Below are 26978 nucleotides of genomic sequence, written 5' to 3' on the forward strand. Positions count from 1 at the left end.
ACATTGATTAATCTTGCTTTTATCAGTCAAATGACTGATTCACATTTGTTATTACAATCTATTTTTGTTGCAAGCTCTATTCCAATTACAAACTATAAACCAGTTCAGGAGTAATATCCATTGCAACACATTGAAAATAAATACCTAAAAACATTATTAATAATATAAATTTATCGAGGATTATCAGTAGGTTTATATACTTCGTGAGATAAGTGGCAAAAAAATGGCGGTAACCCGAATAAAAAGCGGCAAACAATTGGTGCTTACCGCTTCTAAACTAATCGTTAGCTATAAAATATTACATGTAATTAGCAATAAGTTCTTCTGCAATTTGTATACTGTTAGTTGCAGCGCCTTTACGCGTGTTGTCACTTACAACCCACATATTTAAACCATGAGGGTGCGAGATATCAGCTCGTAAACGACCAATATAAACAGCGTCATTTCCACTTGCATCAGATACTGCCGTTGGATAATCACCTTCATCGTCAATCAACTCAACACCAGGGGCATCTTTTAAAAGTTGCTTAACATGCTCAAAGTCATAAGGCATACGCGTTTCAATATTAATTGATTCAGAATGTCCAAAAAATACAGGCACACGTACGCATGTAGGATTTACAGCAATAGTCGTATCACCCAAAATTTTATGGGTTTCATTTACCATTTTCATTTCTTCGCGTGTGTAGCCGTTCTCTTCAAAGCTATCAATTTGAGGAATAACGTTAAATGCTATTTGCTTTGGAAAAACTTTATTATCCATAGGACGAGCATTCATTAAATTAGCAGTTTGTTTTGCAAGTTCATCAACCGCTTCTTTACCTGCGCCCGATACAGCTTGGTAAGTAGATACATTGATACGGTCTATTCCGTAAGCATCATAAATTGGTTTAAGTGCTAGCATCATCTGAATAGTTGAACAGTTAGGGTTAGCGATAATATTACGATTTCTAAAATCAGCTAGGCTTGACGCATTAACTTCTGGCACTACTAATGGGATTTCAAAATCATTTCTAAAGTGTGATGTGTTATCAATTACAATACAGCCGGCGTCTGCTGCAATAGGTGCATATTTTTCAGATACACTGCCACCAGCAGAAAACAAACCTATGTGCGCTTGGCTAAAGTCAAAGCCTTCAACGTCTAATACTTCAATGGTCTCACCACGAAACTTTATATCTTCACCCGCGCTGCGGCTGCTAGCAAGTAAAAAAAGCTGATCAACAGGAAACTTACGGTCTGCTAGCGTTTCAATGATTTGACGGCCTACTAAACCAGTAGCGCCAAGTACGGCAACGTTATATTTTTGCGACATATTTCTTCCTCTATAAACGACATTAAAACAACATCGTTAGTTAAATAACTATTTAGCTATGGTAAAACCAAGTTGACTAAGTGCAGCTAGTTGTAAGCTATCACCTTGTATCGACAAGGTGCTAAATTCTCGTCTTACCGGATAGCTTTTTCGTAAACTATCAAAACCATCACTTTCTAAGTGGCGAAGTAAAATACCATCATCACGGCGAACGTCGTAAATTAAATGCACTAAACGGGCAACATCCTGCTCATTGAAGTTTGGCGTAATAACCGATTGTGTAATAGCTGGAGTAGGTAAAAAATCATTCAACGATTTACTCGCATCGACACTTTTCAGTTCACACAGTTTTTGATACAGCATTTGTGTACCACGAGCTTTGCCTTCAAGCGTATGACCCGCAATATGCACACTGGCGTAGCGAACATGTTCTAGTAATTCAGTTAAAATATTGGGCTCTTTTTCCCATACATCAAGCACTAAATCCAGATCGGCTCCCGCTTCCATTACCTCAAGCAACGCTTGGTTATCAATTACATCGCCTCGGCTTGCATTAATCAGCGTAAGCCCTGGCTTAAGTGCTTTTAATCGCTCTTTACCCATCATGTGCAGCGTTTTATGCTCGCCACTTTTAACAAGGGGAACGTGAAAAGTAACAACATCTGATCTTGCTAATAACTCATCAAGCGCTATGTGATCTTGTAGTAAGCCTTGTTCGTGCTTAATTGGATCGCATAACAGTACATCAACATCTAGTGCTTTTAATTTTTCAGCTAAACACGTACCAATGTTGCCCATCCCGACGATACCTATTGTTTGACCACACAATGGGCGCGCATTTTCTTGGCTTAATGCAAATAAGCTACTAATTACATATTCAGCTACCGCAACGGCATTACAACCAGGCGCGCTAGTAAAAGCGATATCTCTATCATGCAGTAATTGCGTATCAATATGGTCAATGCCAATTGTGGCTGTACCCACAAAGCTAAGCTTATTAGCTTGTGACAACAGCTCATAATTAACATTGGTCACTGAACGAGTAAGGAGTACATCTACATCAATTAATTGTTCAGGGGTTAATTTACGACCATCAAAACGCTCAACCTCACCAAAGTCAGCAAAGTACTGCTCAACTAAAGGCATATTTTGATCGGCAAGAATTTTCATTACAGAGTCCGTTTAGCAATTAAGAGGCGCTATTGTAGCGAACAACCTAGCCTTTACACAAACTAAAAAGCGAGGGCTTGTTGACCTTTCAGGATTAAAATTTGCTCGTTCTAGGGGCAATTTAATTGCGGCATGAGGTTGTAACTTAGTGGGCTAAGTAAAAATCGAGCAAAGCTTCCGCCCCTTACCTACACCCATTTAGGCAACAAAGAGTAAATTTCCCCTAGGGCGAACGCAAGGACAGTGTATGTTTAACCTCGAAAATAAACAGGATCTAGTCAGTCCATTTTTGAAAAAATCACCTTTAAAGGATCATATTAAGCTTTTGGATTACCGGTCAATTTAGAGAGGATTTATCACAGTATTATATTTTTAACCTGTGAGCTTAATAACGACACCGCTGTACATTTAATTTCTAAAGATAAAAATGTGTTGAAGTAACTCCCTAAAAAATGCAGCTCATCTAAACGAGCTGCATTTAATCAAAAGTAACTTTGAAGGATTACTTTACTATTTTATCTTCGTTTACTTCAACAACCTCAGGCGAGGCTTCTGTAGCATCTTCTTGCGTAACTTCAACGTCCGCTTTAACCGCAATCGCTGCATCCACAGTTGCTTGCTCACCAGCTATATCGGCTTGTAAAACAGTGTAAAAAGTAGCACCAGAGCTTGCCATTGTTACCAGTGACTCACATGGAGCAAAATTAGCATCGCTGTTAGCCAATGTAGACATATCAGAGCTTATTTTACTTGCGCCTAATTTATCCATATAGCTAAACGGGCCACCTAAAAATGGTGGGAAACCAATACCAAATATTGCACCAATGTCGCCATCACGTGGGCTGGCAATAATGCCATCATCTAAACAGCGTACTGCTTCGTTAAGCATTTTCGATACACAACGCTTAGCAATTTCGCTTTTGTTTAAACGTGGAGCTGGGGTAACACCCAGTAGTTCGTAAACTGACTCATCAACCTTTTTGCCTTTTTTGTCGTACTCATAAAAACCACGACCTGATTTACGGCCAAGGCGTTTTGAATCAATCATACGCACAAATGCATCAGGGCCTTTAAAACGCTCACCTAATTCTTTTTCAAGAATTGGGGCAATTTTAGAGCCAATATCAATACCTACTTCATCAAGTAGAGCCAGCGGTCCTACCGGAAAGCCAAACTCGACTAGGGCTGCATCAATCTTTTCAATTGGCTCACCCGCAAGCATTAAGTTAGCTGCTTCGTTTAAATAAGGCGCTAAAATACGGTTTACGTAAAAACCAGCCATGTCTTTTACAACAATTGGCGTTTTACCTTGCTTACGTGCAAAGTTAACAACGCGAGCAATGGTCTCTTGAGACGTACCTTCGTGTGGAATAATTTCCACTAATGGCATTTTTTCCACTGGTGAAAAATAATGTAAGCCAATTACATTTTCAGGACGTGCTGCCTGCGCTGCAATTTGCGATATTGGTAATGATGACGTGTTACTAGCAAAAATGGTATTTGCTTGGCATTGCTGCTCTACGTCAGCAACCATACCTTGCTTAAGTGCAAGATCTTCAAACACCGCCTCTATCACTAAATCAATGTGTTTAAAGCCACTGTAGTCAGTTGTACCTGTAATGCGGTTCATTGTTAACTGCACATCAGCTTTAGACATAATACGACGCTTAAGGCGCTTATCTAAAATTTTGTAGGTGTAGCTCATTGCATTACTAATGCCCTGCTCTGCTACATCTTTAATACGTACCGGTACTTTAGCTTTAACTGCACTTACGTGCGCAATACCTGCGCCCATTAGTCCACCACCTAAAACAGCCGTTTTACTGATTGCGGGTGCGTCATCATTGCGCCACTCTTTTTTCATTTCAGTGGTTGCAAAGAAAATACCGCGAAGCGCTTTAGATTCGTCACTCATTACAAGTGTTGCAAAACTTTCAGCTTCTGTTTTATACGCTTTTAGCTCATCAAGCTCTACACTAGCACGCACTGCTTTAATAATAGCGAGTGGTGCTGGGTAGTGCCCGCCCGTTTTTTTAAGTACGTTTTCTTTGGCTTTTTTAAAGATAAAGTTACGACCAAACGGGTTTGACTCTAATAATTTACTAATATTGTCGAGCTTTGGCTCTTTTGCTTGTGGCTTTTTCTTAGTCGCAAATTCTTTTGCAACTTTTAACAGCACACTGTGCGGTACGCAATCATCAAGCACGCCTGCTTTTTTAGCTTGCTTAGGGCGAATTTGTTTACCTGTTAGCATCCACTCTAGTGCTTTTTGAATACCAACAATTTTAGTTAAACGCTGCGTGCCGCCGCCACCTGGTAGTAAACCAAGTTGCACTTCTGGTAAGCCAATTTTTGTTAAATCGCTGTCGGTACCAACACGGTAATCACACGCTAAAGCAAATTCTAAACCACCACCTAATGCAGCGCCATGAATCGCACTTACTGTAGTGTATGGCAGTTTTGTCATATCAAAAAAAGCTTGATGGCATAGTTCGCTAATCGCTAGCGCATCTTCACGCTTTTGAACGCTATCGAGCATTTTTACATCGGCGCCCGCGATAAAGTTATCGCTTTTTCCGCTTATAAATACCATGCCTTTTACATTTTGCGACTTAGCGTCTTCTAATAATGCTTTTAAGTCATCGGCAAAACTACTGCGCAGGGTATTCATTTTCTCCCCTGGCACATCAATAGTTACAACGGCGATTTTATTTTCATCTACCGCTAAATTAAATACTGAATCTGTCATTACGCGCTCTCCAATACAAAGGCTGCACCTAAACCACCAGCAGCACACGCTGTTGTTAATGCTAAACCGCCACCACGACGTTTAAGCTCGTGTAAGCTTTGCGTAATTAAGCGTGCACCTGTTGCTGCAAATGGGTGACCATATGCTAAAGAGCCGCCGTTAACGTTAAACTTATCCATGTTAATTTCGCCAATTGCTTTGCTGCGACCCAAATGCTCTTGTGCAAATTTGTCTGAGGCAAACATTTTCATATTGGCAAGTGTTTGCGATGCAAACGCTTCGTGCATTTCAATTAAATCTAAATCAGCAAGCGTAATACCCGCTCTATCTAGTGCAATAGGCGTTGAATGAGCTGGGCCCATTAACATGTCTTTTTCTACACCAATTGCCGAAAATGCAAAGCTACGTACGTAACCTAGTATTTCGTAGCCAAGTGCTTTTGCTTTGCTTTCGCTCATCATAAGTACAGCCGCTGCACCATCAGTTAATGGTGTTGCATTTGCGGCGGTAACAGTACCGTGCTGACGGTCAAAAACAGGCTTAAGCTTTGCGTAGCCTTCAACCGTTGAGTTTTTACGAATGTTGTTATCTTCTTCAATAAAGCTTTTATATGGCGGTAAATGCGCCGTCATTACTTCGTCTTTTAACTTTCCATCAGCCCATGCTTGCGTTGCAAGTGAGTGAGAACGATGCGCTAATGCATCTTGATCTTCACGGCTAATATTATGTGTTTTAGCCATTTGCTCAGCAGTTTGCCCCATTGAAAGGCCTGTTGAGTACTCTGCAACTGCAGGAGGCACTGGTAATAAGTCTTTTAAACGCAGTTTTGAAAATATTTTTAAGCGTTGACCAAGCGTACGTGCTTTATTTAAATCAACTAAGCTGCCTGCTAGCTTTTTACTAACACCAATTGGCAGTACTGATGACGAGTCTGCGCCGCCTGCAATACCTACACTTACAGATCCCGCCATAATAGACTCAGCTACATTAGCAATAGCCTGAAAGCTGGTAGCACATGCGCGCGATACAGAATATGCATCAACCGATACCGGCATACCTGTACCCAATACAATTTCACGTGCAATATTTGGCGCTTCTGGCATTTGTACTACTTGACCAAATACAAGTTGATCAATTTCTGACTTATTGAAATTTAATCGTTCAAGCATTTCGTTAACCACCAATTTACCCATATCAAGTGCTGGTACATGGTGAAACGCTGTTGCTTGTTTTGCAAAAGGTGTACGTAAGCCGCTAACGATGGCAATACGGTCGCCCTTTGGTGTTTTTAGTATGTTTTGCTCAGACATTTATGCTCTCCCGCTGACAGGTCTGACCTGTTTGTTTTCCTCGATTCTAAACAACCCGTGCCCTAAAGCCAATAGATAAACACAAATTTATATAAACAGTGTTTAATTACGATTATCACAATAGGCTTTTTTAGACGCATTTACAAAGTTTTGTGGTACGCTAAAAATCGTTAAGAAATAACGAACTATTTTAAAAAATACAGTCTAACCCTTGAGTTACTCAATTATAAACCTTATAAATAGGTCAGTATTTATCACCTAGCACTATTAGGTACAAACCCAGCTGACGAGGACAGTCCACTTATTATGGCAGCTAACGCATTTTCACAATTAAAAACGTACTTAGATACACAAATCATTGGCCAGCCAGAGCTTACACAAGCGCTACTTATTGCTATTTTAGCTGATGGTCACTTATTAGTAGAAGGCCCTCCTGGGCTTGCAAAAACACGTGCAGTTAATGCACTTGCTAAAGGCATTGAAGGCTCATTTCAGCGCGTACAGTTTACGCCAGATTTATTACCGGCTGATGTTACAGGTACCGACATTTACCGCCAACAAACTAGCGAGTTTGTATTTGAAAAAGGCCCTCTTTTTCACAACCTAATTTTAGCTGACGAAATTAACCGTGCACCAGCAAAAGTACAATCAGCACTATTAGAAGCCATGGCAGAGCGACAAGTTACCGTGGGTAAAAATACCTATCCGCTTAGCGAACTGTTTTTAGTTATGGCAACGCAAAACCCGCTAGAGCAAGAAGGAACTTACCCGTTACCAGAAGCCCAGCTGGATCGCTTTTTACTGCACCTAAGTATTGACTACCCTGGCGCAGAGCATGAGCTTGATATACTGCGTTTAACACGTGGCGAAGCGCTTAACGAGCAACAACCAGTAATGCAAAAAATTAGTCAAAGCGACTTATTTGCAGCGCGTAAAGAAATACTAGGCCTTTATTTAGCAGAGCCACTTGAGCAATATTTAGTACAACTTATTATAGCCACCCGTGAAGGCGCTAAATTAGACGCACAACTTGGTAGCTGGATTGAGTTTGGTGCAAGCCCGCGTGCAACAATAGCACTTGATAAATGTGCTCGTGCTCATGCATGGCTTCAAGGCCGTGATTTTGTAGCACCTGATGATATTCAAGCTGTTGTGCATAATGTACTGCGTCATCGCATTATTTTAAGTTACGAAGCCCAAGCCGATGGCATTACTAAAGATCAAGTAATAAGCCGTATAGTTGAACTTGTAGCCGTACCATAAGTTATGCAAAAACAATTAGAATCCCAAGCATGGCTCAAACAGAGCCATAGCCACGGTGTTAATTTAGCACTCAAAGAGCTGATGTATTACAAAGCCAAAGCGCAATTGCTTGAACTTGCCCCTAAGGTAAAAATAAAAAATACCTTAACAGGGCAATACCTTGCACCGCACAAAGGCCGAGGAATGGAATTTGCCGAAGTGCGACATTATCAGCAAGGTGACGATATTCGCTCTATTGATTGGCGAGTTACTGCGCGTACCGGCGAGACTCACACAAAGCTCTTTCAAGAAGAAAAAGAGCGCCCTGTGTTTGTATTTACTGATTTTTCAAACTCAATGCTGTTTGGTTCAAAGTTACTATTAAAGTCGGTGCAAGCTGCGCATATAAGCGCTCTTGTTGCATGGTCAGCGTGTCAGCGCGGCGATAGAATTGGCGGTATTGTGTTTAATCAGCACTCGCATTTAGAGCTAAAACCCAGTGCCCGTGAAAAAGCAGTGCTTAAGCTTTGCCATAATTTATGCGATAACCACCAGCAAGCGCTTAACAATATTGATAAAACAGCCCCTAACAACTTTAGCGATAACCTAAAGCGCCTTAATCATTTAGCAAAACCAGGTAGCTTAGTGTATTTAGTGTCTGATTTTAATGCTCTGGATGATGCCAGCTTTAAGCAACTCGAAATATTAAGCCGCCACTGCGAGCTGATTGGTTGCCACATAAGCGATCCATTTGAGCATCAGTTACCTGCGTTTAAGCAAGCCGTTACTGTTAATGCAAATGGTCAGGACTTTGCCCTACCATTAATGGATAACAGCTTTAGAGAACGCTTTGCTAAAAATGCTGAGCAAGCATTTAGTACGCGCTTTAATCGCCTAACTAAATCGGGTCTTAATTTAATATCATTCAATGCAGCAACACCGCTTGAGCTGCAATTAGTGAGAAAATAACCATGCAAACCAATCCACTCGATGGCCTGCACGATATAATAGCGCCAAGCCAAGTTAATTGGTGGCCACTCGCCCCTGCTTGGTGGGTTATTATTGCACTGCTGTTTTTAGCACTGTGCGCAGCTATTTATATATTTTATAAAAAACATAAATTTAAAAAGCCTAAACGCTACGCAATACAATTGAGCCAAAGTGAGCAAAACCCTCAGCAACTGCATATTATTTTAAAACGTTTAGTGATTGAATATTACGACAAGCGACTTGCTGCACAATCTACCTCTAAATGGTGCACAACACTTAATACACTCACCGGTTTAAGCTTTACAGAACAAGAAATACTAAGCTTGTATAACCCCAGCCAAAAAGATACAACACTGTGCGAGAAATTTCGCCAAGGTATTAAGCAATTTAAAATAAAGGAGTCAGTAAATGTTTGAATTTAGCTGGCCATGGTTATTTTTATTACTACCCTTGCCTTTATTACTTTTACTATTAAAACCCGCTGCAAGTAATGCCAGTACGCGTTTACGTATACCCAGTTTTGCAAAGCACAATTTAACCAGCCAAAGCATCGAGCCGCAGTCACGACGTTTAAATCCCCTCGAGTGGGTAATTTGGTTATTACTTGTTACTGCCGCTGCCAATCCAACATGGTTAGATGAGCCAATCTCATTACCAAATGAAGGACGCGATATAATGTTAGCAGTTGACTTATCAGGCTCGATGACCGAACAAGACATGGCTTATAATGGCCAATATGTTGACCGCCTTACCATGGTAAAAGCTGTACTCAGTGATTTTATAGAACAGCGTCAAGGCGACAGGCTTGGGCTGATATTATTTGGCGACACCGCGTTTTTACAAACCCCGCTCACCCGCGACGTTAAAACAGTAAGTAAAATGCTCAGCGAAGCGCAAATTGGTTTAGTGGGGCGCGCAACAGCCATTGGTGATGCATTGGGTCTTTCGGTAAAACGCTTTGCCAATAAAGATGAAAGTAACCGTATTGTGGTGCTATTAACCGACGGACAAAATACCGCTGGTAATTTAAACCCTGAAGATGCCCTACTGCTAGCTCGCGAAGAAGGTATTAAAGTCTACACCATTGGTGTTGGCTCAGATAATCCGCGCGGCTTTAGTCTCTTTAATATGGGTGGCTCTAGTGGCAGTAATTTAGATGAAAGCTTACTTAAAAAGATTGCCGAGCAAACTGGCGGATTATACTTTAGAGCCAAAGATGTAGCAGGCCTTCAACAAATTTACGCAGAGCTTGATAAACTTGAACCTATTAGCGCTGATGAACAAACATTTCGCCCACAAAGCTCATTATTTTACTACCCGTTACTTATCGCTATTTTACTTATTAGCTTAAAAGTAATGCTTAGTACACTGCGTGCATTAAAGGAGCCAAACTAATGGATTTTGAATTTATTCGCCCCGCTCTTTTATGGTTACTAATACCTGCTGTGGCATTATTTTTTGTTGCCTTAATTAAGCATAAAAAAACGACTAGTGAGCAGCTAATTGCACCTCATTTAGCACAATTTATAATGAGCGAAGCAAATACTAAAGCCAGCCAGCCACTTTGGTTAGTTGCTTTGTTTTGCAGCCTTGGCATTTTATTTAGTGCTGGGCCTAGTTTTGAGAAAAAACAAGTTCCTGTATTTCAAAGTAAAAGTGCCCGTGTAATTGTTATGGATATGTCGTACTCAATGTACAGCACCGATATTTTGCCAAATCGTTTAATGCAATCACGCTTTAAAGCGCTTGATATGATTGAGCTATTTAAAGAAGGTGATACCGCGCTTGTAGCTTACGCAGGCACGGCCTATATAATATCGCCACTAACAAACGACGCCACAACACTTAGTAATTTAATTCCAAGCTTGAGCCCTGAAATAATGCCAGACAAAGGCTCAAACGTTTTAGCGGGTCTTGATATGGCCAAAGAGCTATTAACGCAAGCGGGTTATATTGATGGCGACATTATTTTAGTGACCGACGGTATTGACCAACAAGAACAAAGCGACGTTAGTAGTTTTACCAGTAACACCCAATATAGATTAAATATATACGGTGTAGGTACCGCTCAAGGCGCACCAATTAAGTTACCTGAAGGTGGTTTTTTGAAAGACAGATACGGCCAAATTGTAGTACCTACTCTCAATGCCAGTCAGCTTAAAAATTTAGCATCGAGCAGTGGTGGTAAATTTGCTAGTTACCAGCCTAGTAATAACGACATAAATACGTTTGCCCCAAATGCACAGAGTGAATTATTGAAAGACGAAAAACAAAGCCACGCACTTTGGCGAATAGATGCCGGTATATACGGACTCTTGTTATTACTGCCATTTGGCTTGTATTTATTTAGACGCGCTGCCTTGCTGGGGGCTTTTTTAGCCTTTAGCTTTTTACCGCAGCAAAATGCGTATGCCGTAGAGCTTCCTACTCTTTTGCAAAATGCAGATCAACGTGCATTGCAGGCTTACAAAAATAAAGAATACGATGCAGCAACACAGGCGCAATCGAGTGAGTTAAAAGGCGCGGCGCTTTACCAGCAAGGTAATTTTGATGCTGCACTTAATGAGTTTAGTAATGATAAGTCGGCTACCGGTTTATACAACTACGGTAATGCCCTTGCCAAAGCTGGCAAGCTTGAGGACGCCATTGAAGCCTACAAACAAGCCCAAACCTTACAAGACGACTTTACACAAGCAACTGACAACCAAGCTTTAGTTGAGCAATTACTCAATCAACAAGAGCAACAAAACCAGCAAGATCAGCAAAGCGACGGCGACGACTCTCAAGACCAAGATGATAGTCAGAAAAAAGATGAGCAAAACCAAGGGCAAAATTCTGATGAGTCAAAACAGGATCAGCAACAAAATGGTGATAAAAGCGATTCTGAAAAAGGCGAAAACGAAAATCAAAGCCCGAGCGATAAAGAATCAGATAAAGAGTCTGAACAATCAAAAGATCAACAAGGTGAGCCTGGCGAGCAATCAGATAAGCAAAATGAACCTGATATGCAAGCCCAGCCACAAAGCGAACAAGGGCAAAATAAAGACGCTGACCAGCCTAAAGAGGATGAGCAGCAACAAAGTAAGCCACAAGCTATGAGTGAGCAACCTGCTACTGATGAGCAAAAACAAAGTGCTCAGCAACAAGCGATGCAAGCCCAAGCAAGTGAGCTCACTAATGAAGAAAAAGAAAAAGCACAACAGCTTAATCAACTACTTAGAAAAGTCCCGGATGATCCGGCTATTTTATTACGGAATAAAATGCAATTAGAAGCCCAAAAAAGACAATATAAACGTCGCCCTACAGGAGTCGAAAAATCATGGTAATGCGATTATTTTGCTGTTTATTGCTATTAAGTGCGATGCCTTCGTGGGCTGCCACCAAATTAGAAGCCAGCGTAGATAAAAACCCTGTATTAGCGGGTGAATTTTTTATGCTTAATATATCGGTAGACGATACAGTTAAAGGCGAGCAACCAGACACCTCATCGCTGTTAAAAGACTTTGTTGTAGGCCCGACGAGCTTGAGCTCTCGTACCAACATTATTAATGGCAGCATTAATAAACAAACTACGTGGTCGGTCAAATTAATGACTCGCACGGAGGGTGATTACACGATTCCGGCATTTAGCGTTGCAGGGCTAACCTCAGAGCCTATTAAATTAAAAGTGGCAAAACGCTCAGTTGATGCAGATAAAAATAACGAAATATTTTTAAAAACGTCGCTCTCGAGTAATTCATTATTTGTGCAAGAAGCCGGTGTTTACACTGTTAAGCTCTACCTTGCCAAAGAACTGCTTGATGGCAGCTTAAGCACACCAAGTATGGAAGACGCTCAGCTTACTCAATTAGGTAAACAAACCGAGAGTTATGAGTTGGTTGATGGCAAGCGCTACCTTGTTATTACTCGTGAGTATTTAATTCAGCCACAAAAAAGTGGTGCCTACACGATTGCAGGCCCTGCTTTTCAAGGGCGAGTACAACAAAATTACCGTCAATTAGAAGTATCCGCTCTTGGCGACGACCAACAAATAGAAATCAAGCCAATTCCGAGTGATTATAAGGGAACGTGGTTACCAAGCGAGTTGGTTAATCTAGACGAAGAATGGCAACCTAACGACAACACCGTAGAAGTCGGGACGCCTATAACACGTACTATTACACTTACCGCGCTTGGTGTTACAAAAGAGCAATTACCTGAAATCTCTATGCCTACCATTGATGGCATACGCAGCTACCCTGATAAAAAAGAAAATAACAATGCAGTACGTGACGGGCGTGTTGTATCGCAGCAAACTGCATCGTATGCATTACTGCCGCAAAAACCAGGTACTTACACTTTACCTGAAATACAGCTGCCTTGGTTTAATACTAAAATGAACCGTATTAGCGTAGCTACATTACCCAAGCGTACTATAACTGTTACACCTAGTAGTACAGCTATTAGCCCAACAACTAACAGTAATCAACAAACTATCGATACGCTAACATCTTCGCCAAATAATAATGTAGATGCTACACAGTTAGAATCAATGCAAGTACAAAAAAATATACCATTGTGGCTTATTGCTGTTGCGATATTAGGTTATGTTTTATGGATTGTGACTGTAATTTTTTATTGGTTTAACCGTTCTACTAGCAATACCACTAAGAAAGTACAATCAACTGCGGATATAATTAACCAACCAAGCTTGAAAAAGCTGGTTGCGGTAGCAAAATCAAACGATAATAAAGTGTTTTATAATGAGCTTAATAATTATGCGGTCCTGGTTACGAATAAAAATGTGGGCGCAATTGATGAACTATGCTGCATTGTAAGCAATAGTGAGTTAAATAACTATATTATGCAATTGCAGGCACAGCTTTACAGTAATAGAACTACAAACTGTGATCTTAATGCTATTATTAAAATTCTTGAGAACCATCAAACTCAGGCATTAAAGTCGCAACAAGCTGTATTAAAAGACCTTTATGATTAATAACTACGATACTCAGGTCTTTTTTTGCAATAAATAATAATTTTTAATTAAAAAAGTGCTTATGCTTGGAAAGAAAAAATCAAACAATCAGGTCTTAATCGATATGGCAGAGAAACAAAAGCGTTATGAAGCCTTGGTCCACGTTTACAATAAAGAGCTTTATCGCTTTGCTTATTGGCTATGTCGTGATCCGCACATAGCAGATGATCTAGTACAAGAAACGTTTTTACGCGCTTGGCGTTCACTCGACTCTTTACTTGATCAAAAAGCAGCTAAACCCTGGTTGCTTACTATATTACGAAGAGAAAACGCACGCCGATTTGAACGTAAACAGTTTGATTACAGCGACGTAGAAAACGATACACTTGTTGATGAAACCAGCCACTCATTAGATGATGAAATGGAACAAACGGTTATTCAACGCCAGATTGCACTGCTATCTGATGAATACCGAGAGCCGTTATTACTGCAAGTTGTAATGGGCTGCTCTGGTGAAGAGATTGCAGACATACTTAATTTAAATAAAAACACGGTAATGACCCGTTTATACCGTGCCCGAAATCAACTTAAAGAGGCTTTAAGCCGTGATGATGAACAACTTAAAGGGGCATCAAAATAATGGATGAACTTGAGTTTCGTCGCCGCACTATTGCGCAGCCAAACGACATTGACAAGGAGCTTATGGAGTTTGCTGACAGTAATCCTGAGCGACAAAGTTTTATTAACGATATGAAAGATTTTGATAAATTTATTCAAGATTCTTTAGACATACCTGTGCCTGAAAACCTTGCAGATCGCATTCTTTTAAATACATCGTTAAAAGAAAAAGCACTACAAGAAGAACAAGCAACAGGCAAAAACGTGGTTGATGCCCGATCGCGTTTTAAGTTTGATCGCGTGCATCTTGCGTTAGCAGCGTCTTTTGTAGTGGCTATTAGTGCCTTCTTTTTTAGTACAGAGCAAAATATTGCACACGAAGCGGGTGAACATGCACTAGCTCATGTGTACTACGAAATTAATGCGCTTGATAAAAAAGATCCTATTAGCTTGCAAAGTGTAAACGATAAGTTAGCTGTTTTAGGCGGTCATATTGATGAACTTCCTGGTGCAGTCACTTACGCTATGTTTTGTGATTTTAAAGGCGAAAAAGGCCTGCATTTAATATTTGAATCTGACTTTGGCCCTATGACCGTATTTATAGTACCTTCTGAAAATCAATCATTTGGATTTGGTGATGATGATTTTAAAGATGAGCGCTTTGAAGGCCATATCAACCGAGGTTCACAAGCTGATACTATTTTAGTGGCAAGTGTTGGAGCACCTTTAAATACTTATAACGAACGCGTTACAGGCGCCATTCGTTGGCTTTAAAAAACAAATTTACCGCTTAGTTTCTACTGAGCGGTTTTTTTATTAAATACCCTCTAATAAATCCTCCCTTTTATACCTAAAAACTCTGATTTTTAAACTAATTAATTAAATTCCTCATGAAAGTAAATTATAATCGCGGCTCGATTAAAATTAAGGAATTTCATGAAGAATATCATCGTTATTTTTTCACTATTGGCATTGTTATGTACTGCCAGTTTTGATGCACACGCACGTAAAAAATTTGGCAGCAGTAAACGCGGAAAAACGCCTGCAACACAACAAACAGCGCAAAAACAAAAAGCTGATACAACAACCCCAACGGCTGCCCCCAAAGCTAAATCAAATAAAAAAGGCATTATGGCAGGCGTTTTAGGTGGCCTTTTAGCGGGTGGCTTAATTGCAGCAATGCTAGGCGACAATTTTGAAGGTTTTCAGCTATTAGAAATGATTTTATTAGCTGGCGGGCTCTTTATTTTATTTAAGCTAGTAACGGGCTTTTTACGTGCTAATCGCGCCCCACAACTTGCCAGTGCAAGTACAAGTGCTCAGCAAAATGCTTTTAAACAAGCACCTATCGAGCAACCAACAAGTACAGGCTTTGCAAGCAGCGCCTCACAAGGTGAAAGTGTACCTTTTAATTTACCACCTAACTTTGACGTTAATGGCTTTTTGCAAGGTGCCCGTAGTCATTACCATACGCTACAAACTGCATGGAATAGTGCCGATTACACCACAATGGCTGAATACTTGACCCCTGCACTTGTTGCCGAATTTAAAGCTGAGCGTGAAGCTATACAAAGCGTAGAAACAGAAGTAATGTTTATTGATGCCGAACTTGTACGTGCAGATACAAATGCGCAATCGTGGCAGGTTAGTGTTCGCTTTAAAGGTAAGTACCGTGATTTAGGCGATAAAAAAGAAGAGCCTATTTTAGAAATTTGGCACTTAGAGCGTCTAATTTCAGACGATGCTCCATGGCTAATAGTGGGTGTTGAAGATTTAATTGATACTCAATAAGTTTTTATTATTTTAAACACCGCGCTTTTTAGCGCGGTGTTTTTTTATTCAAAAAACAATTGATTTACCGCGCCCTGATACTTCAGAAGCGGCATCTAATTGACCCTCTTTATTAATAATAACGTGTAAGTCACCAAAGTGATTCTCGTCTATGGTGTAACCCATTTTTATAAGCTCTGCTTTTACGCTATCGGTTAAACCTATGTGCGTTCTAATTATATTTTTAGGCCACAATTGATGATGAAAACGAGGACTATTTACAACCTGCTCTGCACTCATATCAAACTCTATCGCATTTAAGATAGATTCGTACACAGAGCTAATAATGGTTGTGCCACCAGGCGAGCCTGTCACCATTTTAACGGTGTTGTCTTTAAGTAGTATTGTAGGTGTCATAGAACTCAACATACGCTTGTGTGGCTGTATTTCATTAGCTTTACCGCCTATTGCACCAAACACATTCATAACGCCTGGTTTGGCGCTAAAGTCGTCCATTTCATCATTTAAAATAAACCCTGCACCTTCAACAACCACACCGCTACCAAACCCTAAGTTTATTGTGGTGGTATTTGCGACAGCGTTACCCATTTTATCAACGATTGAAAAGTGCGTAGTTTGCTCACTTTCTTTAAGGCCCGGTTTAATATTTTCAGTAGTCGAGATAGCGGTTAACGAAATGCCATCACTGCGCTCTTTGAGGTAGTTAATATTAGTTAATGCGCTGACTGGTACATCAAAAAAGTCAGGATCGCCTAAATGTTCTGCCCTATCTGCAAATACACGTTTACCTATTTCAGAAAGTAAGTGTACATACTGAGTAGAGTTATGCGCTAAGCCCGCATCTGGTTTTTGTAACTCATACATTTTAAGCCACTGCAAAATAGCAATACCACCTGAACTCGGCGGTGGCGAAGTAAGTACTTCATAACCATTCCAACTCGCTTTAATAGGTGTACGTGATTTAGCGGTGTAACCTTTTAAATCATCTTGATTAATTATACCGCCATGTTGGTGCATAAATTTAGCAATAATATTTGCAGTTTCGCCTTTATAAAACCCATCTTGTCCGTTATCACGAATACGCTTTAACGTTGCCGCTAACTCGGGTTGCTTAAATACTTTATTAGCTGTTACATCAGCAAAGTATTTTTCGAAGTTTACATTTATTTTTTGCTCTTTTAGATGGGCTATATAATTGCTCACACCTTTTGCTAACTTGGGCGGAACTACAAACCCTTGCTCAGCCAATGTTACCGCTGGTTGTACTAGTGCTTCCCACTCTAAAGTGCCATGTTTTTGATGGGCAAGCCACATGCCCGCTACACTGCCAGGTACACCGCTTGCGTGGATGCCATATATTGATTTGTTTGCAATAACATTACCTTGCTCATCTAAATACATATCACGATGAGCCGCTGTTGGCGCTGTTTCGCGATAGTCTATAAAATCGCCCTTGCCATTTTTTTGAATAAGCATAAACCCCCCGCCGCCAATATTGCCGGCTTCAGGAAGCGTTACTGCAAGTACAAATTGTGCCGTTATAGCCGCATCAACAGCATTACCGCCTTGCTCTAATATATTTTTAGCAGCATCGGCACTGAACGAGTCAGGCATTGCGACCGCGCTTTGCGATAAAGGCTGCGCTAAAACACTAAAAGCAGCGAACTGTAAAACCAGCACACTTTTGACGATTAATTTACGTGGTGAAAAAAACAATCCCATACAACATCCTTAATTTATTATTTTTGTTGCCTATATTAATGCACGTCATTTAAAGACAGGTCAATCTTTATACTATTGATATTTAATCATCTTCAAACGTTTTTTGAATAAAGCACCGCTGGTAAGTCGCCTTGCTCATCTGTATGTGTGTAATTTTTTATAAATTGCAGACCTAACTTTTTCATTATTTTTATAGAGGCTGTATTATCTTTGAGTGCCGTTGCACTTATCGCCTTAACGTCATCTTGTTTTATAAGTTCATCACATAATGCTAAAGCCGCCTCGGTTGCATAACCATGCCCCCAACTTGATTGCTTAAAACGCCAGCCTATTTCAATATCATCGTAATTTGGTGCATCACTAAAAAAATCCATAGGCCTTATTAATACCCAGCCTATAAATGTATTAGTTTGCTTTATAGTGATACTCCACAGCCCCCAGCCTTTTAGCTCATTTCGATATGCGAGCATACGAGGTACTCCCTCATTTTTTATTTGCTCTAAAGAGGTAGGTTCACCTCGTGTTAAATACTGCATTACAGCTGGGTCTTGGTCGAGTTCAAATAGTTGAGGCCAATCATGCTCATTCATTAATTTAAAATTTAATCGTTTTGTTACGGGGACGTTCATTTTCATTGTTGTATAGTCTGCCTCGAATTAATTATCAGTCTCTAAAGGAGATAGCACATGAATAAATTAGCAGGTTTAGCTTTATTAGGCACTTTAATTACATTAACTGGTTGTGAAGATGCCAACGAAGTAAAAGAAGATGCAAAAGATAAAAGCGCACAAATGCAAGAAAAGCTTGGTGATGCATGGAACGACGTTAAAGAGACAACTAACGATCTTAAAAATGACGAGTCTTTAAACGAGCTATTAGAGCAAAGTAAAACAATGGGCTTAGACATGTACGACGACGGCAAAGAGATTGCGGTTGACGCATGGGTTAAAAGCAAAGAAGCTGCTGGCGAATTAACTGAAAAAACCAAGCAAAAAGCGCAAGAAATTGCTGACGAAATTGAACAAGCGCGTAAAGAACATAACGAAGGTTAATTTTACCTTCAATAATAAAAAAGGAAAGCCTCGGCTTTCCTTTTTTGTTTTCAATATTTGTTAATACTGACTAATTATAGCTCAAAATCTTTTTTGAATTTCAAACCAAACTCGCTGCGGTCATTACTGCGCATTACACCAACAAAACCTGATTGTTGTAAGCGACCTACATCATAAACTTCATTTAGAACATTCTCGCCGTATAACGTTACTTCCATATCGCCATATGGATTCGTGTACGAAATATTAAAGCCAACCAATTCTCGAGAATCAATCGTTTCACTTTTGTTAAAAACAGATTGACCTTGCATATCACTTCTAAATGAATAATTAGCATTAAGTGCTAACGTTCCGCCATTACTTAAATCCATAAAGTAAGATGGTGCAATCATTACAGTCCAGCGAGGTGTCAGTGCTGGTGAATCACCTTTACCAATACCTTGAACCCCTTCTGATACTTCGGTAATTTCAGAGTCTAAGTAGCCTACCGCACTTCTAATTGTAAAATCATCAGTAATAGCCACTGTTGTTTCAAGCTCAATACCTTGCGCTTTAGATTGACCAGCATTTTCGACAATAGTCACAAACCCACCACCTGAAGTAGGGTCAGAGAACGGTAATGCTAAATCGGTGTAATCAGTCACAAATACCGCAAGCATCATAGACACATTTTCGTGTACTTGACCCTTTAAGCCTATTTCGTAGTTAATCGCTTTTGTTTCATCAAACGATACAAACTGGTCTGGCCCGCCAAATGGACGCGGTGGGAAACCACCTGTTTGATAGCCTTTTTGAACTTGCCCATAAACATTCATATTATTGCTAAGCTGATAAGAAGCATTAATATCCCACGTAACTGCATCAAAATCTGCACTGACATACTTACGAGTAGGAAATGATGGGAATATAGCATTTGCATCTTTTTCATCTTTTGAATAACGAAGACCACCACCAAGCGTTAAATCGTCAGTTAAATCATAGCTTGCATTGATGTACGCGGCATATGAGTTAGTTTCTTGGTTAATTTCAAAGTCGCCGTAACCACCAAATGATTCCGTTACACCATCATTTAATAAACCATTAGGTGTATTAAATGGGCTAAAAACAAACGGACCTGAACGTGTAAAGCCATCTTCATTAAAGAAGTAAAGACCCGATACAAAGTCCATATTATCGAATGTGGCGTTTAGCTGAACTTCAAAAGAGTACTGATCTGCACCGCCCTCTTCAGGGAATTCAGATAAGTTTAAAGGTGATGCATCATCATCTAGGCCACCTTCATACTCAGATGTACGGTAGCTTGAAATGAATTTAGCAGTATAAGTATCGTTAATTGCCCAATCGGCTGAAAACGATGTGCCCCAACCTGAGTAAGAGGTAGATTCAATACCCGCAACAGTTGTGCCTAAATCATCAGGGTCTGATGGAATTAAATCTTGAGTCAATAATGGGAAGTCGCCATTAAAAACATCATTTGAGTCTAGTGGGTCTGTCAATTCAATTGTATAAGGCGATTGGCCAGATTCGTTATCAACACCATCTAAAGAAAAAGTGAATGCTAAGTCGGTATTTGCTTGCCATTTAAGTGCAACACGACCACTAAATTCTTCTTCTTCACCAATTTCTTTTTCTGGGTTTGCTAAATTAACAGCTTCGCCCACACCATCACGTGTTTTGTACGATGCACTTGCAGACATACTTACATCATCTGTTAGTGAGTTATTAAAATAAACATCACCGGCAATACGTCCACGACTTCCCAGCTTAGCTGTAGTAGTAACAATACCTTCATCACCAGGTTGCTTTGTAATTACATTTACAGCGCCCCCTAATGTATTACGACCATATAAAGTACCTTGCGGGCCACGAAGCACTTCAACACGCTCAACATTAGGTAATGATAAGTTAGAACCCATTTGACGACCTAAGTACACACCATCAAGATACACACCCACACCCGGATCGGTAGTTATTATGTGATCTTGCAAACCTATACCGCGGATAAATACAGACGCATGCGCAGAATTGCCCACGCCATAGCGGGTAATATTTAAATTTGGAACATATTTACCAATATCTTCTAGGTTACTCATATTGGCTTTATCAATTAGGTTAGCGCCAATTGAAGTGATAGCGGTTGGAGATTCAAACAAGCTCTCTGTACGTTTACGAGCTGTGACTTCTATCTTTTCAAATGCGTCTTGTTTAGCTGTTGTTTTAGTTTCTTCGGCGTTTACAGAGGTAGTGAGTGCAGCAAAAATTGCTAGACTTAGCTGTGAGAGGTTACGTAATTTCAAAATATTCTCCAAAGGATACCGTGTGATTTAGTTATGCATTTATACTTAAAAGTATAAATTTCAGGCATAAAAAAAGATGCGTAATGCATCTTTCCTCTGGAGGGGTATTATATGGCAGAATTGTAAATAAATGTATAAATTTTTCATAAAACATCTATAAAAGCGACTTATGCTGTTACTTAACCTGAACCTGGTCAAGAGATTTACTAATATAGTGAATCATGGTGATATTTAAATTTATTTTGTTTAGCCCGATATTCTCAATAAAAACAAGGCGAATTTACGCATCAATAGCTGGCCTGTTGCAAGCAAATTCAGCGCAGTTAGCGCTGAAAACAGCTCTTTTATCCAGTTCTCAAGTTAATTAGCGCAACCAAAGTTCGGGCTTATCTACATAAAGCTTATTAAAGTATTTCGTTATACATTTATAGACTTCTGACTTAATCTCGTAAAATGATAAAGTTAAACAACAAAATCATTCTGTTAATTAGATAAATTGTTTTTATGCTACTACAATTAAAGTGAATTAACATTTAAACAACAAGTAGGAAACATACATGAATAAGCTATCAGTAGCAGTAGCGGTTTGTTGCGCGCTTGCAACAAACTATGTAAATGCCGAAGTAAGAATTAATGGCTTTGCATCAATTATAGGCGGAAAAAGTCTAGATAGTGAGCAAACTATTTATGGTTATGACGACGACATATCATTTAAAAATGAAAGTGTTTTTGCATTACAATTATCAGCGGATTTACAAGAGAAATTAACAGCCACTGCACAGATTGTTGCTCGTGGTGACAATGATTTTGATGCCGATTTTGAATGGGCTTATTTAACATATCAATTAAACGATGAAATACAAATAAGCGCAGGTAAAATGCGAGCTCCATTTTATAAGTACTCTGATTTTTTAGATGTAGGCTATGCATATAGATGGGTACGCCCCCCACAATCAGTATATAGCATTGCTTTTTCGACATATGAGGGATTAAGCTTGCTATATGACACTCAAATGGGTGATTGGGACTCTTCATTACAACTTATTTATGGATCATTCGATGGAAACCTCGACGGCTCTGCCTCTAAAACTATATTAAATGATTTTACTGGTATTAACTGGTCTGTAACACGAGACTGGTTTAGTGCGCGAGTAGCTTATTTACAGGCAGAGTCATCTGTAGAGCTATCAACCGATAGCTCACTATATGGCTTATTAGCAACACTGAACGAAAATGGTCTTGTCGAACAAGCAAAAAGTTTAGACATAGATGAAGAAGATGCACGATTTTACGCTTTAGGCTTTTCTATAGATTATAATGATGTGCTTTTTGATGCTGAATACACTAAGTTAACCCAAGGTGACAGCCTACTGCCAGAAGAAACACAATACTATGCATCTATCGGTTATCGAATGGATGAAATAATTGTTCATTTTACTTATGAAGATAATGATGATGGTAGTGACTCGTCAAGCTATGACCAAATACCAGAGATCCCTGCACTAAACGCTGCAATTAATGGCTCTTTTGATGCATTCAATGCCCAAGATAATGTCTATACAATAGGTGTTCGTTATGATTTTCATCCTTCAGCAGCCTTTAAAATTGACTTCAGCCGATATGAAAATAACATAACAGACACTGAAACCGATGTTGTTGCTGTCGGCGTTGATTTAGTATTTTAATTGGAGCAAGTGATGAAAAAAATTATTTTAGCTGGCGTATTTTCATTGTGCTCAATCAGCACATTTGCAGAAGTAGCCGTTATTATTAATCCGAGCAACGCAAGTAATATTGATGCGGACACAATCAAAAAGATCTACTTAGGAAAAAGTAAGTCATTTGACAATGGAACAAAGGTCAATCCGGTAAATCAAAATGACAATGCAATAGCCGACGAATTTAATGATAAAGTTGTGGGAAAATCAAGTAACCAACTTAATGCATACTGGTCGAAACTTATATTTACAGGCAAAGGAACTCCCCCTGTAAAATTAGATAACGACCAAGCAGTGCTAGATTTTGTCGCAGCAAATGGTGATGCTATAGGTTATGTCGAAAGTGGGAAAGTAAATGATAAAGTCAAGGTCGTTGGAAAGTTTTGAGACTAACTTTATTGTTAAGTGCTTATCCGATATAAAACAGCGTTAGCAATACACATATTTAAAATATGAATTGACAAAAAATACAAAAATTGTAACTTAGCCTGCTAAGTTACAATTTTTTTTGTCATTGAATAACCTTACATTTTCAACTAATTAAAATCTCAATAATCCCAACAATATTAATCGTCAATACTCATCCTGTGTCGGGAGTCATATTATCAATATAACAAATAACAACAATTCGTATAATTATTATTATAACCTTTAAAAAGAAGCGCTTATATTTTATATAATAATATAAACGTCTCTATTTATTAGATATATTTTAAATAAGTACCTATAATGAAAATGAAATCAACATTTAAATTAAACAGGAAATACATATGAAAAAGCTATCTGTAGCAGTAGCAGTATGTGCAGCTTTAGTATCAAGTTATACAAGTGCTGAAGTACGAATAAATGGATTTGCATCAATTGTTGGCGGAAAAAGCCTAGATAGCGATAGCACATTATATGGGTATGACGACAACATTTCGTTTAAAAACGAAAGTGTATTTGCGCTGCAGTTATCTGCGGATTTGCAAGATAAGTTAAGCGCAACAGCTCAAATTGTAGCCCGTGGTGATAATGATTTCGACGCGGAGTTTGAATGGGCATATGTTACTTATGAGTTTTCAGATGAGTTGCAGTTAAGCGCAGGTAAAATGCGAGTTCCTTTTTACCGTTATTCTGACTTTATTGATGTAGGCTATGCCTATAGATGGGTTAGGCCTCCACAATCTGTTTACAACATTCCATTTTCAACTTATGAAGGCTTAAGTCTACTACACAACACTCAATTAGGTGATTGGGATTCAACCCTACAGGTTATTTACGGTGGTTTTGATGGTGAAATTGATGCTGTAAGTGCTAACGATAAAGCCGAGTTAAACAATTTTGCAGGTATAAACTGGACAATGTCTCGCGATTGGTTAAGCCTCCGTGCAGCTTACTTAGTTGCTGAAACCTCTTTTGAGCTTGATTCAAATGACTCAACAGGCGCAGCATTGAACGGCCTGGAAGATATACTTAGAGCAAGTAATTTGACTAGCCTAGCGGATGATATAGCTATTGATGAAGATAATAGCACATTCATTGGTTTAGGTTTTTCAATTGACTACAACGACATTTTGTTTGATGCAGAATACACACAGCTTGAAGTTGAGAACAGTATTTTAGCTGAGCAATCTCAATATTATGCATCAGTAGGTTACAGATTAGATGACGTCATCATTCATTTCACCTATGAAGACAATGACGATAAACATGATTCTTCTCGTTTTGATAAAATTCAAGCGATTCCAAGTCTTAATGCCGCAGTGAATGGCGCTTTAGAAGGTGTTCGTGCACAAAGTAATGTTTACACTATTGGTGCTCGATACGACTTCCACCCTTCTGCTGCATTTAAAATAGATTTTAGTCGATTTGAAGATGACATAACAGATACAGAAACTGATGTTATTGCTGTAGGCATAGACCTAGTATTTTAATTGGAGCAAACCATGAAGAAGTTAATTTTAGCCAGTGCACTAACATTATGCTCAATCAGCGCCTCTGCTGAGGTAGCTGTTATCGTAAATGCGAGTAATACAAGTAACCTTGATGCAGATACAATCAAAAAGATTTATTTAGGTAAAAGTAAATCATTTGATAATGGTACGAAAGTGAATCCAGTAAACCAAAATGGCAATAGTGTTGCCGATGAGTTTAATGATAAGGTTGTTGGTAAATCGAGTAGTCAGCTCAATGCCTATTGGTCAAAGCTGGTATTTACAGGTAAAGGAACCCCTCCTGAAAAGCTAGATAATGATCAAGCAGTACTCGACTTTGTTGCAGCAAACAACGACGCAATAGGTTATGTTGATAGTGCAAAGGTCAATGATAGCGTAAAGGTAGTTGGTAAATTTTAATTTACTGATGAATAAAAAAACCACAATTATTTTTAATTGTGGTTTTTTTAGTTTTAATAAATATAGTTACTTAAAAGTATTACTACTCTATTCTAAATTTAGCTGTTGCATCTAATAAGTTATCTGATAGGTAATGAAGGTTTTTAGCAACATCACGTGCTGCCAATAATGAGTCCATGGTATCCTCAAACGATACGTGCATATTCGATACGTTTTCTACTACCATTGCAGCTACAGAGGTTTGTTCTTCCGTAGCAGCAGCTATTTGAGAGTTCATTCCATTTATTTCGAGCATTTGCTCTGCAATTTTTTCAATAGAAATCCCTGTTTTTTCTGCTGCGGTCGCATTATCAGTAGCCATGTCTCTTGCCGAAGTCATCGCTGTCACAGATTCATTAGCAGCCGTTGTTAATGCACCTAATAACTCGCGTATTTCATTGGTCGAATGTGCTGTACGAGATGCTAATTCTCGAACTTCATCAGCTACAACAGCAAAACCACGGCCATGCTCACCAGCACGAGCTGCCTCAATGGCGGCGTTAAGTGCAAGTAAATTAGTTTGATCTGCAATAGAAGTAATTACATTCAATATTTGTGATACATTTTTTGTATCATCCGCCAGTTTATTTATTGTAGTAGCAGCTTGGTTTATTTCATTACTAAGCGTGCGAGATGCAGTTACTGACATCTGTACTTGAGTTCTGCTTTGTTCGACCTCTTTTTCTGCTGTTTCAGCTGCATGGGAAGCACTAGCGGCTGATTGAGAGATATCACCAACGCTTTGCTTCATTTCTTCCATTGATTGCTTAACAATTTCAGCATCGGTAGTTTGTTTCGTTGTGGCACGCTCAGCTTGCTCCATCCCCTGAACAAGTCGCGTAGAATTTTCCATCAAAGGTTCGCACACGGCAATAACCTCAAGTACAGTTTCTCTAAGCAGAGTAATAAACGCATTAAAGTTAATTGATACTTGCCCTATTTCATCTTCAGAGCTTACTTTTAATTGTGTACTAAGAGAGCCTTTACCGCTTGCTAATAAGCTTAAGTTATTTGCAGCATCACTAGCTGACGAGCCAATTCCTCTGGCAATCCAGACGGCCATAAATAATAGTAATATTAACGATACGACGGATACGACTAGCATTAAAGTTAATGCATAGTCAGAACGATCTTTGGTACTAGTAACAAGTTCAAAAAAACGGTTGTCTGCTTTTTGTTGCGCACTTTTAAAATTACTTAAGACCTCGTTATAAAGAGATGTTTTTAACTGAGCTTGCTGTTGAATTTTACTAAAATCAGCAGTGCCACTAACCATCCCATTGGCAATAATCGAAGATATCTCTTCATAATTAGCTAACTGCTTTTTTGTCTCACTGTTTATATAGGATTCATTTATCTGTTCAATTAAATTAATGTTCGTTTCTAACAATTTATAAGTGTCACTTGCTTTAACAACAAGGTCTTGCTCACCGAATGTGACAGCTTGAGTATAAAGCTCGTCTAACTTTTCTAAAGTACTAACATTTTCTGAAGTAAGCTTAACAACCTTGTATGTAGAGCTCTCCATTTCATTAAGTGATATCCTATTATCATTCATTGCAAAATAATTGATCAGAACGATCGCTAAAAAAGCCAAAACTGCAATACATGTTATTGCATGTATTTTTTTAGTTATGCTTAGGTTTTGAAAAGAGAAGCCTGAGGCCATATT

22 protein-coding genes are annotated in these 26978 nt (G+C 39.2%); 14 read left to right on the forward strand and 8 right to left on the reverse strand.

Translation table 11 applies throughout. The annotated features are described in order from the left end of the window. Window positions 1-298: 298 nt before the first annotated feature. The 4 genes from NRL14_RS04105 to fadI form a co-directional block, all read right to left on the reverse strand. Window positions 299-1315, reverse strand: a complete 1017-nt coding sequence (locus tag NRL14_RS04105; protein ID WP_306724074.1) for an aspartate-semialdehyde dehydrogenase — start codon at window positions 1313-1315, stop codon at window positions 299-301. 48 nt (window positions 1316-1363) lie between these two features. Further along, window positions 1364-2485 (reverse strand): 4-phosphoerythronate dehydrogenase, encoded by a 1122-nt coding sequence (locus NRL14_RS04110; protein WP_306724076.1) that lies wholly within the window; start codon window positions 2483-2485, stop codon window positions 1364-1366. Window positions 2486-2987: 502 nt separating this feature from the next. Further along, window positions 2988-5234, reverse strand: coding sequence for a fatty acid oxidation complex subunit alpha FadJ (gene fadJ, locus NRL14_RS04115; protein WP_306724077.1), 2247 nt, complete (start codon window positions 5232-5234; stop codon window positions 2988-2990). Then, complete coding sequence (gene fadI / locus NRL14_RS04120; RefSeq protein WP_008138643.1) at window positions 5234-6544, reverse strand: acetyl-CoA C-acyltransferase FadI; 1311 nt, start codon at window positions 6542-6544, stop codon at window positions 5234-5236. Before fadI ends, fadJ begins: the two co-directional genes overlap by 1 nt. A 306-nt stretch (window positions 6545-6850) precedes the next feature. On the opposite strand from fadI, the gene NRL14_RS04125 reads away from it, so the two are divergent. From NRL14_RS04125 to NRL14_RS04165, 9 genes are all read left to right on the forward strand, one after another. Further along, window positions 6851-7807, forward strand: coding sequence for a MoxR family ATPase (locus NRL14_RS04125; RefSeq protein WP_007377762.1), 957 nt, complete (start codon window positions 6851-6853; stop codon window positions 7805-7807). Window positions 7808-7810: 3 nt separating this feature from the next. Beyond that, a complete protein-coding gene (locus NRL14_RS04130) occupies window positions 7811-8755 on the forward strand; it encodes a DUF58 domain-containing protein (protein ID WP_010554656.1) in 945 nt (314 codons plus the stop codon). A gap of 2 nt (window positions 8756-8757) precedes the next feature. After that, window positions 8758-9192: a DUF4381 domain-containing protein gene (locus NRL14_RS04135; RefSeq protein WP_004335624.1), complete on the forward strand. Its 435-nt coding sequence runs from the start codon at window positions 8758-8760 to the stop codon at window positions 9190-9192. Continuing rightward, the gene (locus tag NRL14_RS04140; protein ID WP_306724078.1) at window positions 9185-10171 is read left to right on the forward strand and encodes a VWA domain-containing protein; all 987 of its coding nucleotides are present in this window, start codon (window positions 9185-9187) and stop codon (window positions 10169-10171) included. The genes NRL14_RS04135 and NRL14_RS04140 overlap by 8 nt, the downstream gene beginning before the upstream one ends. Beyond that, a complete protein-coding gene (locus NRL14_RS04145) occupies window positions 10171-12102 on the forward strand; it encodes a VWA domain-containing protein (RefSeq protein ID WP_306724079.1) in 1932 nt (643 codons plus the stop codon). The genes NRL14_RS04140 and NRL14_RS04145 overlap by 1 nt, the downstream gene beginning before the upstream one ends. Continuing rightward, window positions 12096-13754: a BatD family protein gene (locus NRL14_RS04150; protein WP_306724080.1), complete on the forward strand. Its 1659-nt coding sequence runs from the start codon at window positions 12096-12098 to the stop codon at window positions 13752-13754. Before NRL14_RS04145 ends, NRL14_RS04150 begins: the two co-directional genes overlap by 7 nt. Window positions 13755-13815: 61 nt before the next feature. After that, window positions 13816-14373 carry a sigma-70 family RNA polymerase sigma factor gene (locus NRL14_RS04155; protein ID WP_007377767.1) on the forward strand — a complete coding sequence of 186 codons (558 nt, stop codon included), beginning with the start codon at window positions 13816-13818 and terminating at the stop codon, window positions 14371-14373. After that, entirely contained in the window at window positions 14373-15125 is a 753-nt protein-coding gene (locus NRL14_RS04160) for a DUF3379 family protein (RefSeq protein ID WP_306724081.1), read from the forward strand. Before NRL14_RS04155 ends, NRL14_RS04160 begins: the two co-directional genes overlap by 1 nt. 162 nt (window positions 15126-15287) lie before the next feature. After that, on the forward strand, window positions 15288-16142 hold the full coding sequence (locus tag NRL14_RS04165; protein WP_306724082.1) for a Tim44 domain-containing protein: 855 nt from the start codon (window positions 15288-15290) through the stop codon (window positions 16140-16142). 48 nt (window positions 16143-16190) lie between these two features. Here the strand turns inward: NRL14_RS04165 and ggt are convergent, their stop codons facing one another. Continuing rightward, complete coding sequence (gene ggt / locus NRL14_RS04170) at window positions 16191-17864, reverse strand: gamma-glutamyltransferase (protein WP_306724083.1); 1674 nt, start codon at window positions 17862-17864, stop codon at window positions 16191-16193. 92 nt (window positions 17865-17956) lie between these two features. Next, window positions 17957-18499 (reverse strand): GNAT family N-acetyltransferase, encoded by a 543-nt coding sequence (locus NRL14_RS04175; RefSeq protein WP_306724084.1) that lies wholly within the window; start codon window positions 18497-18499, stop codon window positions 17957-17959. Window positions 18500-18550: 51 nt separating this feature from the next. On the opposite strand from NRL14_RS04175, the gene NRL14_RS04180 reads away from it, so the two are divergent. Further along, window positions 18551-18916 (forward strand): hypothetical protein, encoded by a 366-nt coding sequence (locus tag NRL14_RS04180; protein WP_008138625.1) that lies wholly within the window; start codon window positions 18551-18553, stop codon window positions 18914-18916. A 74-nt stretch (window positions 18917-18990) separates the two neighbouring features. Here NRL14_RS04180 and NRL14_RS04185 read toward each other — a convergent pair whose 3' ends face one another. After that, window positions 18991-21213: a TonB-dependent receptor gene (locus NRL14_RS04185; RefSeq protein ID WP_306724085.1), complete on the reverse strand. Its 2223-nt coding sequence runs from the start codon at window positions 21211-21213 to the stop codon at window positions 18991-18993. A 557-nt stretch (window positions 21214-21770) separates the two neighbouring features. On the opposite strand from NRL14_RS04185, the gene NRL14_RS04190 reads away from it, so the two are divergent. The 4 genes from NRL14_RS04190 (at window position 21771) to NRL14_RS04205 (ending at window position 25267) form a co-directional block, all read left to right on the forward strand. Continuing rightward, the gene (locus NRL14_RS04190) at window positions 21771-22898 is read left to right on the forward strand and encodes a porin (RefSeq protein WP_306724086.1); all 1128 of its coding nucleotides are present in this window, start codon (window positions 21771-21773) and stop codon (window positions 22896-22898) included. 12 nt (window positions 22899-22910) lie between these two features. Further along, on the forward strand, window positions 22911-23318 hold the full coding sequence (locus NRL14_RS04195) for a phosphate ABC transporter substrate-binding protein (protein ID WP_033015656.1): 408 nt from the start codon (window positions 22911-22913) through the stop codon (window positions 23316-23318). Between the two features lie 383 nt (window positions 23319-23701). Beyond that, the gene (locus NRL14_RS04200) at window positions 23702-24847 is read left to right on the forward strand and encodes a porin (protein ID WP_008136002.1); all 1146 of its coding nucleotides are present in this window, start codon (window positions 23702-23704) and stop codon (window positions 24845-24847) included. Between the two features lie 12 nt (window positions 24848-24859). Further along, entirely contained in the window at window positions 24860-25267 is a 408-nt protein-coding gene (locus NRL14_RS04205; RefSeq protein WP_306724087.1) for a phosphate ABC transporter substrate-binding protein, read from the forward strand. 82 nt (window positions 25268-25349) lie between these two features. Here the strand turns inward: NRL14_RS04205 and NRL14_RS04210 are convergent, their stop codons facing one another. Next, entirely contained in the window at window positions 25350-26975 is a 1626-nt protein-coding gene (locus NRL14_RS04210; RefSeq protein WP_306724088.1) for a methyl-accepting chemotaxis protein, read from the reverse strand. Between the last annotated feature and the right edge of the window lie 3 nt (window positions 26976-26978).

Origin of the sequence: Pseudoalteromonas sp. 20-92 (genome assembly GCF_030847595.1) — a bacterium.
GTDB classification, from domain to species: Bacteria; Pseudomonadota; Gammaproteobacteria; order Enterobacterales; family Alteromonadaceae; genus Pseudoalteromonas; species Pseudoalteromonas fuliginea.

What these genes read in the sequence shown, in the direction of transcription:
- NRL14_RS04105 (WP_306724074.1), bottom strand. Translation starts at nt 1,315, where the DNA reads ATGTCGCAAAAATATAACGTTGCCGTACTTGGCGCTACTGGTTTAGTA.
- NRL14_RS04110 (WP_306724076.1), bottom strand. Translation starts at nt 2,485, where the DNA reads ATGAAAATTCTTGCCGATCAAAATATGCCTTTAGTTGAGCAGTACTTT.
- fadJ (WP_306724077.1), bottom strand. Translation starts at nt 5,234, where the DNA reads ATGACAGATTCAGTATTTAATTTAGCGGTAGATGAAAATAAAATCGCC.
- fadI (WP_008138643.1), bottom strand. Translation starts at nt 6,544, where the DNA reads ATGTCTGAGCAAAACATACTAAAAACACCAAAGGGCGACCGTATTGCC.
- NRL14_RS04125 (WP_007377762.1), top strand. Translation starts at nt 6,851, where the DNA reads ATGGCAGCTAACGCATTTTCACAATTAAAAACGTACTTAGATACACAA.
- NRL14_RS04130 (WP_010554656.1), top strand. Translation starts at nt 7,811, where the DNA reads ATGCAAAAACAATTAGAATCCCAAGCATGGCTCAAACAGAGCCATAGC.
- NRL14_RS04135 (WP_004335624.1), top strand. Translation starts at nt 8,758, where the DNA reads ATGCAAACCAATCCACTCGATGGCCTGCACGATATAATAGCGCCAAGC.
- NRL14_RS04140 (WP_306724078.1), top strand. Translation starts at nt 9,185, where the DNA reads ATGTTTGAATTTAGCTGGCCATGGTTATTTTTATTACTACCCTTGCCT.
- NRL14_RS04145 (WP_306724079.1), top strand. Translation starts at nt 10,171, where the DNA reads ATGGATTTTGAATTTATTCGCCCCGCTCTTTTATGGTTACTAATACCT.
- NRL14_RS04150 (WP_306724080.1), top strand. Translation starts at nt 12,096, where the DNA reads ATGGTAATGCGATTATTTTGCTGTTTATTGCTATTAAGTGCGATGCCT.
- NRL14_RS04155 (WP_007377767.1), top strand. Translation starts at nt 13,816, where the DNA reads ATGCTTGGAAAGAAAAAATCAAACAATCAGGTCTTAATCGATATGGCA.
- NRL14_RS04160 (WP_306724081.1), top strand. Translation starts at nt 14,373, where the DNA reads ATGGATGAACTTGAGTTTCGTCGCCGCACTATTGCGCAGCCAAACGAC.
- NRL14_RS04165 (WP_306724082.1), top strand. Translation starts at nt 15,288, where the DNA reads ATGAAGAATATCATCGTTATTTTTTCACTATTGGCATTGTTATGTACT.
- ggt (WP_306724083.1), bottom strand. Translation starts at nt 17,864, where the DNA reads ATGGGATTGTTTTTTTCACCACGTAAATTAATCGTCAAAAGTGTGCTG.
- NRL14_RS04175 (WP_306724084.1), bottom strand. Translation starts at nt 18,499, where the DNA reads ATGAAAATGAACGTCCCCGTAACAAAACGATTAAATTTTAAATTAATG.
- NRL14_RS04180 (WP_008138625.1), top strand. Translation starts at nt 18,551, where the DNA reads ATGAATAAATTAGCAGGTTTAGCTTTATTAGGCACTTTAATTACATTA.
- NRL14_RS04190 (WP_306724086.1), top strand. Translation starts at nt 21,771, where the DNA reads ATGAATAAGCTATCAGTAGCAGTAGCGGTTTGTTGCGCGCTTGCAACA.
- NRL14_RS04195 (WP_033015656.1), top strand. Translation starts at nt 22,911, where the DNA reads ATGAAAAAAATTATTTTAGCTGGCGTATTTTCATTGTGCTCAATCAGC.
- NRL14_RS04200 (WP_008136002.1), top strand. Translation starts at nt 23,702, where the DNA reads ATGAAAAAGCTATCTGTAGCAGTAGCAGTATGTGCAGCTTTAGTATCA.
- NRL14_RS04205 (WP_306724087.1), top strand. Translation starts at nt 24,860, where the DNA reads ATGAAGAAGTTAATTTTAGCCAGTGCACTAACATTATGCTCAATCAGC.
- NRL14_RS04210 (WP_306724088.1), bottom strand. Translation starts at nt 26,975, where the DNA reads ATGGCCTCAGGCTTCTCTTTTCAAAACCTAAGCATAACTAAAAAAATA.